The sequence below is a fragment of the Methanobrevibacter sp. UBA188 genome (assembly GCF_905234905.1).
Lineage (GTDB): Archaea > Methanobacteriota > Methanobacteria > Methanobacteriales > Methanobacteriaceae > Methanocatella.
The window spans coordinates 25232-35869 of sequence record NZ_CAJOJM010000016.1 but is presented as its reverse complement, the minus strand read 5'-3'; the positions used below and the strand labels follow the sequence as shown (position 1 = coordinate 35869).

At 32.8% G+C, this 10638-nt stretch carries 14 protein-coding genes and 1 tRNA gene; all 15 read right to left on the bottom strand.

Features of this window, described 5'->3' with window-relative positions; translation table 11 throughout:
• The coding region (rpsK, locus tag QZ143_RS04995; RefSeq protein ID WP_292881820.1) for a 30S ribosomal protein S11 at window positions 1-97 on the bottom strand (97 nt) is incomplete at its 3' end.
• A gap of 11 nt (window positions 98-108) precedes the next feature.
• On the bottom strand, window positions 109-648 hold the full coding sequence (locus QZ143_RS04990) for a 30S ribosomal protein S4 (RefSeq protein WP_292609885.1): 540 nt from the start codon (window positions 646-648) through the stop codon (window positions 109-111).
• Between the two features lie 56 nt (window positions 649-704).
• The gene (locus tag QZ143_RS04985; protein WP_292881817.1) at window positions 705-1154 is read right to left on the bottom strand and encodes a 30S ribosomal protein S13; all 450 of its coding nucleotides are present in this window, start codon (window positions 1152-1154) and stop codon (window positions 705-707) included.
• Window positions 1155-1338: 184 nt separating this feature from the next.
• Window positions 1339-1423, bottom strand: a tRNA-Ser gene (locus QZ143_RS04980).
• A 156-nt stretch (window positions 1424-1579) separates the two neighbouring features.
• Window positions 1580-3292: a DUF2207 domain-containing protein gene (locus tag QZ143_RS04975; protein WP_292881814.1), complete on the bottom strand. Its 1713-nt coding sequence runs from the start codon at window positions 3290-3292 to the stop codon at window positions 1580-1582.
• A 95-nt stretch (window positions 3293-3387) separates the two neighbouring features.
• On the bottom strand, window positions 3388-4677 hold the full coding sequence (locus QZ143_RS04970) for a DUF2207 domain-containing protein (RefSeq protein WP_292881811.1): 1290 nt from the start codon (window positions 4675-4677) through the stop codon (window positions 3388-3390).
• A complete protein-coding gene (locus QZ143_RS04965; RefSeq protein ID WP_292881808.1) occupies window positions 4634-5161 on the bottom strand; it encodes a DUF2207 domain-containing protein in 528 nt (175 codons plus the stop codon). Before QZ143_RS04965 ends, QZ143_RS04970 begins: the two co-directional genes overlap by 44 nt.
• A gap of 13 nt (window positions 5162-5174) precedes the next feature.
• Entirely contained in the window at window positions 5175-5732 is a 558-nt protein-coding gene (locus tag QZ143_RS04960) for a LemA family protein (protein ID WP_292881804.1), read from the bottom strand.
• A gap of 174 nt (window positions 5733-5906) precedes the next feature.
• Window positions 5907-6872 carry an RNA-guided pseudouridylation complex pseudouridine synthase subunit Cbf5 gene (locus QZ143_RS04955; protein ID WP_292881802.1) on the bottom strand — a complete coding sequence of 322 codons (966 nt, stop codon included), beginning with the start codon at window positions 6870-6872 and terminating at the stop codon, window positions 5907-5909.
• Between the two features lie 68 nt (window positions 6873-6940).
• Window positions 6941-7162: a 50S ribosomal protein L14e gene (locus QZ143_RS04950; RefSeq protein ID WP_292608596.1), complete on the bottom strand. Its 222-nt coding sequence runs from the start codon at window positions 7160-7162 to the stop codon at window positions 6941-6943.
• Entirely contained in the window at window positions 7163-7684 is a 522-nt protein-coding gene (gene cmk, locus QZ143_RS04945) for a (d)CMP kinase (protein WP_292608594.1), read from the bottom strand.
• Window positions 7684-7950: a 50S ribosomal protein L34e gene (locus QZ143_RS04940; protein WP_292608590.1), complete on the bottom strand. Its 267-nt coding sequence runs from the start codon at window positions 7948-7950 to the stop codon at window positions 7684-7686. Before QZ143_RS04940 ends, cmk begins: the two co-directional genes overlap by 1 nt.
• Window positions 7951-8066: 116 nt before the next feature.
• Window positions 8067-8645 (bottom strand): EMC3/TMCO1 family protein, encoded by a 579-nt coding sequence (locus tag QZ143_RS04935; protein WP_292608588.1) that lies wholly within the window; start codon window positions 8643-8645, stop codon window positions 8067-8069.
• Window positions 8646-8655: 10 nt separating this feature from the next.
• Window positions 8656-9216 carry an adenylate kinase gene (locus QZ143_RS04930; RefSeq protein WP_292608585.1) on the bottom strand — a complete coding sequence of 187 codons (561 nt, stop codon included), beginning with the start codon at window positions 9214-9216 and terminating at the stop codon, window positions 8656-8658.
• Window positions 9217-9256: 40 nt separating this feature from the next.
• Entirely contained in the window at window positions 9257-10618 is a 1362-nt protein-coding gene (gene secY, locus QZ143_RS04925) for a preprotein translocase subunit SecY (RefSeq protein ID WP_292608581.1), read from the bottom strand.
• Window positions 10619-10638: the final 20 nt, after the last annotated feature.

The window sequence follows — 10638 nt, the reverse complement described above, 5'->3', positions numbered from 1 at the left end:
AAATAGTTTCAGCACCAGTAATATCTGTTACAGTAATAATAGTGTTATTGAATGATGAGTAAATATTAGCTATACCCCATTTTTCATCTTTTGCCATAATTACACCCTTTATTCTTCTGTATTAGCTTTATCATCCTTATTTTTGTTGTACTCTTCAATTTGTTTTGCTACAGGTGAAGAACGGTAGAAACCGATTTCATCTTCTTGACCTTTCAATACTACATAACTTGGTGAATTGATTTTTTTACCGTTTAAAGTTATGTGACCGTGTACAACAAACATTCTTGCTTCTTTAGGAGTACGAGCTAAACCTTTTTTATATACAATAGTTTGTAATCTTCTTCTTAAGATATCTTCAACATTTAAATCTAAAATATCTTCAAGAGCAGCACCTTCTGGCAAAACACCGGTTCTAGCTAAGTGTCCTAATAATTCTAATTTTTCTTCTTGCATTTGATCAGCGGAAAAACCAAGTAAGTATCTTGCTTCCCTACTGTATCTTCTGACTAAAGTATCAGCTTTCCAAATCTCTTTTTTGTTTTTTAAACCATATTTAGTCATTAATTTATTTTCATTTTTAATTCTTTCTGCATTCCAAGGATGAGGTGGTGTATTATACTTTTTCCTTGATTTTCTAGGTTGTCCCATTAAAACATCTCCTTATAAAATTGAATTCAAAATAAATTTATAAAAAAAGTTCATGCCTATCCACGTGAACGTTTTACACCAACTGAAGAACTTTTTCTGAAAGTAGATTTGGTTCTTTGACCTCTAACAGGTAAACCAACTTCGTGTCTTCTACCTTTGTAACTTCTGGTCTTTTTCATCCTGTTTAAATCATCTCTTAAAGTCATGTCAAGATCAGATTCAATTAAATGAATATCGTCACCAGTTTCGTAATCTTCTCTTCTGTTTAACATCCATGATGGAATGTCAAATTTCTGAGGATTTTCTAAAATTTCTTCAATTCTTAAAACATCTTCGTCAGCAATGTATCCAATTTTAGAGTCTAAATCTAAGTCTAAAGTACGGCACATAGTTTTAGATAAAGATATTCCAACACCTTTAATTTCGGTTAAAGCTTGTTCAATGGTTTTATTACCACTTACATCCTTTCTTGAAATACGCACTAAGTGCTTAAATTCGTCTTCCATTAAATAACCTCCATTTATAGAGCGAACCTACGAGACGTAAAATATAGATTCGAATGTTTTGAATTTCTCAAAACACAGTTCTTTCAACAATGTAAAACTTAGCTTAAATAAACTAAGAGTGCAAAAATATCAGTTTAACAAGTATTTTCAATAAAACAAAAAAACTAAGTTAAAAACTAATAAACGCCGAGACTGGGATTTGAACCCAGGAGGGCGGAATGCCCACGAGATTTCCAGTCTCGCGCCTTACCAGGCTAGACTATCTCGGCATAAAATAGTTAGCAAATACTTGCACATCACATTATCTAGAATAACATGATAACATAATATATTTACTTTAACATATATAAAGGTATTGCTTAAATATGATATTTTTTAGATATTTTAAAAATAATAAAAAATTAAATTGAAGTGAAGAAATGGAACTAGAATGCTCCACCTCCTCCCCCTCCAGATCCTCCGCCAAATCCACCGAAGCCACCTGAACCGGATGAAGGATTTGCTGCAGATTCACTTGTCTTGAATGCCTGACTAAATACATAATATCCTCCATAATAATGATACAGGAAGATACCATCATCATAATCTGAAATATCAGGCACATGCATTTTCATGGATTTGAAAACATTGTCTGCTACTCCCAGAGCAGTACCATAAATCAAGTATTTTTTCCAAATGACTATTGATTCGGGAGGGTGTTCTTTAATTAAACTGTTATCCTTTAAAAATTTCTTAAAGTTTGACCATTTAAGATAGAATAGCCGACCTTCTTTTGTCCATCTTCCGAATATGTCTTCAGGAACAAACATCAAAGCCAATGAAAAGACTATCAGGAATCCTCCACCCAAAATTGAAATATAGCCGTTTCCAAGTTCAGTTAAAAATCCCAAAATAGCTATAACAACTCCAAAAGCAAGACCTAAAAAACCAATAGCAGATATTAATGTAGAACCCCTACCATCAAAGTATTCTGACCGTTTACTGCTGCTTTCATTTTTAACATGATCTGCCCATGTGTTGTAATCCTCCTGAAAACTTTTAGCATTACGCTGTGAAGACAGTTTATCATTTAAAGAAGATAAATTCAGAATTTCATTTTCAGCAAATGGATACAATGCATTAACAAGACTTTTTTCACTTAAAGACAAATCGGCATTGTCAACATTGTTGAAATCTATTAACAGAATTTTTTCCTCCGAATCCATGTTTTCCTGTGTTTCCATCCGGAGAGCTCCCCTATCAATGAGATTCATGATAGATGCCTGGAATCCTTTCATATTGGGCTTTCCAATTGAATCCTTATTGTCTATAAGTGCATTAATTATCTCTGGAGAATCATTTGAAGGTAATTCCCTTTCATATATACCATCATAATCAACTTTAGGTTCCCTACCATATTTCAAATATGTAAAAATGGCTCCAATTGGACTTAAGATAGATAATAACCCTAAAATCAAATATGTCGTGTTCCAAAAGTTCCTGCTGCTTATGCTGTCATTTAAATTTTTAAGAATCTTATCTTTACCATCCTCATTAACATGCTTTGCATAAGTTGCATCTTTGAAATCTGATAAAGGCATTAAGATAAGTGCTTCATATATTTCACCCCTAGGAATAGAAGTGGTTTCAGCAGTAATAGTAGTTCCATTTGAATTTTTGTTAACCGTGTATTCATCAGGGTTTAAAAAGTAAGTGTTGTTTTTATTGCCCGGAAGAGTGATTGATGTTATTACACTACCGACCCCTACATCCCATTCATCTCCCCAGATTTTATATTGAAGAGCACCTACATCATTAAATAATGTTACAACGTTTTTCATATCATAACTGATGAAAACAGATACTGAACAATCATGGATTTTTTTAGTGTGTGCCTCATCAGCATATAAATATATCTTAAGGTGCTTTTTTCCGTTCTCATCGCTTTGTTTAAGAACAGGATGTGCTCCGATAGCCGATACTTTAATATTGTCAATGCTTTCACCGGACTTTAGAGGAATATCCCTATAAACACCATTATAAGTTCCCTTAAAAGTATAATCAAATTGCTCGTCTACATGAAGCAATCCATTACTTGCGACGGTCAAATCTATGAAAGCCTGGTCAATCGTATAACTTTTATCGTCATCAGCAGACACGCTAGAAACTGCTAAAAATAAAATAAAAAAAAGTAGAATTAAAGGAAATAGTTGTTTCATATCCATAATATCAAAAAATTAAAATAGAAGAGAAGCTAAAATGCTCCTCCACCTCCACCATCGAATCCTCCACCACCGAAGTCATCGAAACCACCGAAATCAAATGAATCGGATGATGAAGAGTCACCCATATGATCGCCGATATAATATGCATTATGCATCATGTAATATCCTCCATAGTTATGATATAAGAAAATACCATCATTATAATCATAAATATCCGGCATTTGCAATTTCATGGCATCATAAACCTTGTCAGCTACTCCAAGAGCCGCACCATAAATCAGATACTGTTTCCAAATGACAATTGATTCAGGAGGGTGTTCTTTAATTAAACTGTTATCTTGCAAGAACTTCTTAAAGTTTGACCATTTAAGATAGAAGAGTCTGCCTTTTTCTGTCCATTGTCCAAAAACACTTTCAGGAATAAACAATAGAATTATTGAAAATACCAGTAAAGCAATTCCTGCAACAATTGTAGTAAGTGTATGGGTTCCTCCAAAGAAAAATCCGATAGCTGCAATTGCAATACCTAAAACAATTCCAAAAATGGCAAGTCCAAACATTTGTGATGAGCCAGTATCGTTAAAGTATGATTCAACACCATTATCATCAAGTTCAAAAATGACATGGCTTTGCCAATTTTTAATCTGGTCTGCAAACCATCCTGCATTGAAACTATTCTGCAATGTATCGTTTAAAGTGGATAAATTCAATGTACCGTCATCAGCAAAGTTTTCTAAAGTATCGAATACGATTGTTTCACTGTCACTCAATTCATTTTTTGAATCGTAATTGAATGTTAAAAACAAATCATGAGTCTCTGTTTCACTGTTTTCCTTTGAGTATAGGTCAAGGACTTTCCTATCAATCAGACTTAAAATTGTTGCTTCAAATCCTTTCATATTCGGATTTCCAATATCACTTTTATTGTCAACAAGTGCATTTACAACAGCAGGAGAGTCATTTGTAGGCAATTCCCTTTCATATATACCATCATAATCAACTTTAGGTTCCCTACCATGTCTCAAATATATAATTATTGCACCGATTGGACTTAAGAATGGTATGAAAGTTAAAAATGACAATATGGAATTCCAAAATTTTTCACCATTCAAACTGTCATTAATGCTTTTAAGAACTTGTTCCTTACCATTTTCATTCAAATGTCTAGCATAGCTTGCATTGTTAAAATCGTCCACAGGCATTAAAAGAACAAAACCACATACTTTATCATCAGGAATACTGTTAGTAGTGGCTGTAATCAGGTTTCCATCTGTATTATTGGATTTTATCAAATCGGAAGGTGTGAAGTAGAGGAGCATGGATTTTTAAATCGATACCTCCAACGCCAGTATCCCAATTTTTACCCCACATATTGTATTGGAGAAGTCCTGTATCATTGTACAATGTTACAACACCAGAAAAATCATAATTTAAAGTAACCTTAACCTCACAATCCTTTATCTTTTTAGTGTGGGCTGCATCGGAATACAGGTTTATCACAAGGTGTTTTTTACCATCTTGATCTTCTTGTTTTAAAACGGGATATGCTCCATCAGCAGTTACCTTAATATTGGAAATATTTTGACCGTCCCGAATGGTAATGTCCCTATAGACTCCTGAAAATTCACCATCAAAGGAGTACTGAAATGTCTCATTTACATGAAGTAAACCATTACTTCCAACAGTCAAATCAATCCATGAATGTTCAATAGAATAACTACGGTCTTCTGCTGAAACAAGAGAAATTGCTGAAATTAATATTAGGAATAAAAAAATTATCCCCAATACCCTTCTATTATTCATATAAACCTCTTAATTAAAATTTAACTTCTGGCACTTCACGGTCACTTGCAGGTGCTTCAAAGAATTCTGCTTCTTCAAAATGAAACAATTTAGCAAAAATATTGCTTGGGAATGTTTGGCATGCATTATTATATTTTAAAACAACATCATTATAGAATTGTCTTGCATATGAAATTTTATCTTCAGTATCAGATAATTCCGCTTGCAATTGTTGGAAATTACTATTTGCTTTTAAGTCAGGGTAACTTTCAGCAACAGCAAATAAAGATTTCAATGCACCAGTTAATTGGTTATCTGCAGCACTGACCTCTTCAACACCATTTGCATTCATGACTCCTGCTCTTGCTTTTGTAACTTCTTCAAGAACGCCTTTTTCATGAGCAGCATATCCTTTTACGGTTTCAACAAGATTAGGTATTAAATCATTTCTTCTTTTGAGTTGAACATCAATTTGTGAATAACTGTTTTTTACTCTATTTCTTAGATTAACAAGATTATTATACAAATGTACAATTGTAATTAAAATAAACAAGATAATTACAACAAGTATTATTATAAATAGTAAACTCATTTAAAATCACCTAATATATTATTTGACTTTATAAAAAATAAATGTTGTTATAATGAAAAAAAGTAAATAATATTTTAATAGCAGTCTAATATTTAATGCATGCAAATTAACTAATTCACCCAATTTGCAAGATAAGTTATTAACATTGCATCAAATAGGCACGCAATGGGAAAATCATTTCCAAAATCTTGGATAAGTATCAGGTTTCATGAACACTTTAGAAACATTTACTGCAAAACCAGAATCAGCTTCCAAAATTTCATTTGAATTTAATAAGGAATTACCTGCACCAACTAACTCGCCTTTAAGAGTTTCAATAGCCACAATATCATTTTTTTGAATATTATCTGCCAAAGAAACAATTCCACCATTTGCCAAATCAGCACCATGACAAACTGCATCTACTGCTGAATCTTTAATGATGATTTTCGGCAAGTAATCAGCAGCCCTTTCCATCGGCATAATAGCTTCGCGCAAGAATGATTCATCGCCATCCTCTTTCCAAAAGTGATAAGCATCAGTAACATCCTGCAATGTGACCAGGTTATTCTTTTCTGTAAATGAACCTACCTGTGTTCTTCTAAGCTCAGCCATATGAGCTCCAACACCTAATGCCTCACCTATATTATGACAATATGTCCTGACATAGGTTCCTGCTTCACAGCCTATTCTGAAAAGGACATCTCTACCATCTATTTCATAAATGGTCGAATAATAAATATTACGGGTTCTCATTTCCCGTTTAACCGCTGATTTAACAGGAGGCAATTGGAATATCTTTCCTGTAAACTCTGCAAATACTTCACGAATCTTTTCTTCTGAAACATCCTGATGAAATGTTAGTAAACAAACATATTCCTTTGGAGCTGTTAAAAGCAATTGAATTGCTCGAGTTGCATCGTTCAAGCCAACAGGCAATATTCCAGTCACTTTAGGATCTAATGTACCGCCGTGACCTGATTTTTCCAGATTTAAAATTCGTTTAATCCAAGAGTCAATTTCATGAGATGTTGGACCAGACGGTTTATCCAAATTAATTACTCCTTGAGATATATAATCAGTAATTTCCCTTTCTTCAGGCTTACAGCCAAATTCAGGATTGGAAAAACTTTTAGATTTAGTAACCATGTTAAATTTCATGAAAAAAACCCTTAAAAAAATAGTAAATAAAAAAAGATATGAATAATATTTGAATTATTCATTTAGATTTATAAGTCAGCTAAAGCTGCTTTGATAGAATCAATATCGCCAGAAACATCGATAGAATCTTCAGTTGGTTCTAAGTGAGCAATGTTACATCTTCTGTTTTTAACTGCTTCACCAACAACTTCTACAAAGTTTTCATCGATAATTTCAACGATTGCACATTTTTCGCCAGCTTCTCTACCAGCGATTTTAACACATACTCTACCTACTTCGATTGATGCCATTTATATCACCTTTAATGTTTGAATAATGATTTCAGATACTTTTTCAGGATTGAAAGTACCAGTATTTATAACTATATCATAGACATCCATATTAGAAATGTCTATATTATGGATTTCCATGTATCTTAAAGCTTCACTTTTCTCACGAACAATGATTTCGTTTTTAGCCACTTCAACAGATTTATTTTCCCTATCTGATATCCTTTTGGAACGGACATCAAATGGAGTCACTAAACAAATCTTCAAATCAGCATTATCAACAAAAAATGCTGATAGTCTCCCTTCAATTATAAGATTTTCTGCTTCTTTGGCTTTTAAAGCTTGCCTTTTATCAATTTCTTTATCAATATCATCATTACCTTCAGCAAACTCACTAAATTCAAGAACACTCATACCCCTTTCTGCAGCCATTTCTCTAAATACAAAACCTGCAGAAATATATGGAATATCTAACTTTTTACTGAGAAGCTCAGCAGTAGTTGTAGTTCCAGTTCCAGCTAATCCGCCAATAGTAATAATCATTATTTTCTAGCCTCGTTTTTGAAAATTTTACGAGCACAACTTGAGCATAAGTACCCACCATATGGACGGTTAGGTCTTTTAGCTGTTTTTGATAATTTTCCAATTTCATATGGACGTCCGCGAGGAACACCATGTAAGACTTTACCACATTCAGCACAAACATGCTTAGATGGTTTTTTCTTTTTATATCTTAAAACATTATCTCCACCAGGAGTGTTTTTATGAATTCTTTTATATGATCTTGATCTAAACCTATTTTCAGGCATTTAATCACCTAATAATTAATTTAATAAAATTTAATAATTGTGTAATAGCGTATTCAATATAGAATACTACAATATATCTTTTTCATCATTAATAAATGTATGTTTAAAAGGTTGATTTAGAACCCTTGTTTGAATCCTAAGAATTTTCTTATTATTTGACTCATACCAAAAGTACATATCATATACCATAATAACCAACCAATACCGTATGGAATTGTTGCTTTACCACCATATAAAAATTGACCAATAAAATGCCAAACAGGAGTTAAAGTAACCCAGTATACAGTTTTAGGTAAAATAATAACTAAGTCATGAATTGCTGAAGTTCTCATCCAGAAGAAAATCAAAATAATTGGAACAAAAGTTACAATCATAGGTTTGAATTGACTGGACATCATTTTACTTTGCATTTGCATCATGTCAGACTGTTGAGCCTGAAGTTCAGCAACTCTTTTGCCATCTCCCTTCTTTTGAGCTTCTCTAAGTTCACTTTGGAATTCTTTCATTTTTGCTTGCACATCATTCATCTCATCCTGATCGACCAGATATTTATTTGCAATTGTTGTAATTAATGAAACGATAAATGCAATTATCAATACAGTCAAAGCAGGATTAGCCGGATTCGGGTCCATAGCGAGAATTGGATTGAAAACTGAATTCAATGCTTCATAAATCATTCCCCATATATCAACCATAATTAATCCCCTATAAATTTAATACATCAACTAATTTTGAAACTGAAGAATTTAAATGATTGTCATGATTTTCAACAATTTTAACAGTAGCGCCTGTTAAAGTAGCATAAGCCATAGAAGTAGCTCTGTTCATTTGTTGGTGTAAATCAATTTCTTTAGCTTTTTGAACATCTCTAACACGTGTATCATCATTTAATCTTCTGTAAATGATTTCATCAGGATTAGCTTCAATTAATATAAAGCGATCTGGTTGTAATTGTTCTAAAACCCAAATTGGTAAACCTGGTAAAAAACCAGATGGAGTGTTAATGGTACAATGGGTGTCGACAATAACATTATCATTTTCAGATCTTCTTTTTATTTCTTTAGCAGCTTCAGCTTGAATTTCCTTTTGAGTTTCAGCCGGTAATTTCCTTAAAGAATCTCTATCTTCAACAATTTTTCTTTCAATTGCTATTTCAGTCATTATGTCACCATAGTTTAAGTGGACATAATCAACTTCTTCAAGTGCTTTTTTAAGCAATGTTGTACTTCCAGAACCTGGAATACCTGTTAATACTACTAATTTCAATTTAATCCCTCACATATTAATATGAATAAGTTTAGGAGAATTAATCTCCTCCTAAAACTTTTCTAAGAATTGGATTTGCAGACATAAGTTGTTCTTCTGCCATTTCTTCATAAAGCTTATGAATAATACCTACAGTAAGTAAAACACCAGTACCTCCACCTAAAGCACCGGTTAAATCTGCAAGGAAAGCAATAAGACCTACATATATACCACTGATAATGGTAAGTGCAGGAATATACTTTTTCAATATTTTATATAACTGACGTTTACTGCTTCTAAAACCAGGTATCTGAATACCTGAATTGTAAAGCTGTTCAGAAATCTTTTTAGCATTTAATCCGCTGATTTCTACCCAAAGATATGAGAATAACATACAGAATCCAATGAAAAATATTGCATATACAATTACATGGATTGGTTCTGTTACAAACATGTACCATTTAGGTGTTGAAAGCAACCATGCAATTCCATCAACAGGTTTACCCGCATCAATGTGACCAAAAATTGGAATTCCAATTTTTTGGAAAAGGTTTGCGAACAAGGTTACGTTTACAAGTAATGCACTTGTCAAAATAACTGGCATGTTACTTGAGTAAACAAATTTTAATGGATATTTACCAACAGATCCTCTGATTCTTCCGTGACCTCTTACACTACCATGAGAAATAGGAATTTCCACTCTCATAGCTTCACCATAAAGAACAACTAAGAATACTACAATAGTTGCGATTAATGGAATCAATATAATAAAGTCATATACTCCAGTAGTAGCCTGTTGTATGAATTTTGGAATAATACCTGCAAACAAACCATCGGTACCGTTCAATATACTGAATGTACCAACAATAATAGTTTGACATACACCTGCTGCAATGAATAATCCTATCCCACTTCCGAATCCCCATTTAGATACGACTTCATCGAGATAGATAATAACCAATGCACCAATAACCAATTGGAAAATCAATATTAATGTATATGAACTGTCCATTGGTGAAATGTTACCAGTAAACACTAAAACACTAGCTTCAAAAATTGTAAAAAGAATTGATAAAAGCTTTTGTGTAGCTTGGAACTGGGATTTATCTTTATGGGAGGACAAATCTAAATCCAAAAGATTTGAACCAACTAATAATTGCAAAACAATTGAAGCAGTAACAATCGGTCCAATTCCTAAAGTAAGAATAGAACCGAATGAACCTGCCATTACAGCTCTCACTTGAGCAAAGTTATCTATTGCCCCAGGAGCAACACCATATAATGGAATTAAAGTCAATATAAAATATAATACTAAAACAAGAGCAGTCCATTTAAGTTTTTCATTAAAGTCTTCTCTGTGAACAGGGGATTTTACTTCAGGAATGAACTTAAATATTGGCTCTAAAACTTCTAGTGCTGACATTTTATTCCTCTATATAATAA

Excerpts from the sequence above, each read along its gene's own strand:
- QZ143_RS04940 (WP_292608590.1), bottom strand. The coding sequence starts at position 7,950 with ATGCCTGAAAATAGGTTTAGATCAAGATCATATAAAAGAATTCATAAA.
- cmk (WP_292608594.1), bottom strand. The coding sequence starts at position 7,684 with ATGATTATTACTATTGGCGGATTAGCTGGAACTGGAACTACAACTACT.
- QZ143_RS04965 (WP_292881808.1), bottom strand. The coding sequence starts at position 5,161 with ATGAATAATAGAAGGGTATTGGGGATAATTTTTTTATTCCTAATATTA.
- QZ143_RS04950 (WP_292608596.1), bottom strand. The coding sequence starts at position 7,162 with ATGGCATCAATCGAAGTAGGTAGAGTATGTGTTAAAATCGCTGGTAGA.
- QZ143_RS04985 (WP_292881817.1), bottom strand. The coding sequence starts at position 1,154 with ATGGAAGACGAATTTAAGCACTTAGTGCGTATTTCAAGAAAGGATGTA.
- QZ143_RS04955 (WP_292881802.1), bottom strand. The coding sequence starts at position 6,872 with ATGAAATTTAACATGGTTACTAAATCTAAAAGTTTTTCCAATCCTGAA.
- QZ143_RS04970 (WP_292881811.1), bottom strand. The coding sequence starts at position 4,677 with ATGCTCCTCTACTTCACACCTTCCGATTTGATAAAATCCAATAATACA.
- QZ143_RS04990 (WP_292609885.1), bottom strand. The coding sequence starts at position 648 with ATGGGACAACCTAGAAAATCAAGGAAAAAGTATAATACACCACCTCAT.
- QZ143_RS04935 (WP_292608588.1), bottom strand. The coding sequence starts at position 8,645 with ATGGTTGATATATGGGGAATGATTTATGAAGCATTGAATTCAGTTTTC.
- secY (WP_292608581.1), bottom strand. The coding sequence starts at position 10,618 with ATGTCAGCACTAGAAGTTTTAGAGCCAATATTTAAGTTCATTCCTGAA.
- QZ143_RS04960 (WP_292881804.1), bottom strand. The coding sequence starts at position 5,732 with ATGAGTTTACTATTTATAATAATACTTGTTGTAATTATCTTGTTTATT.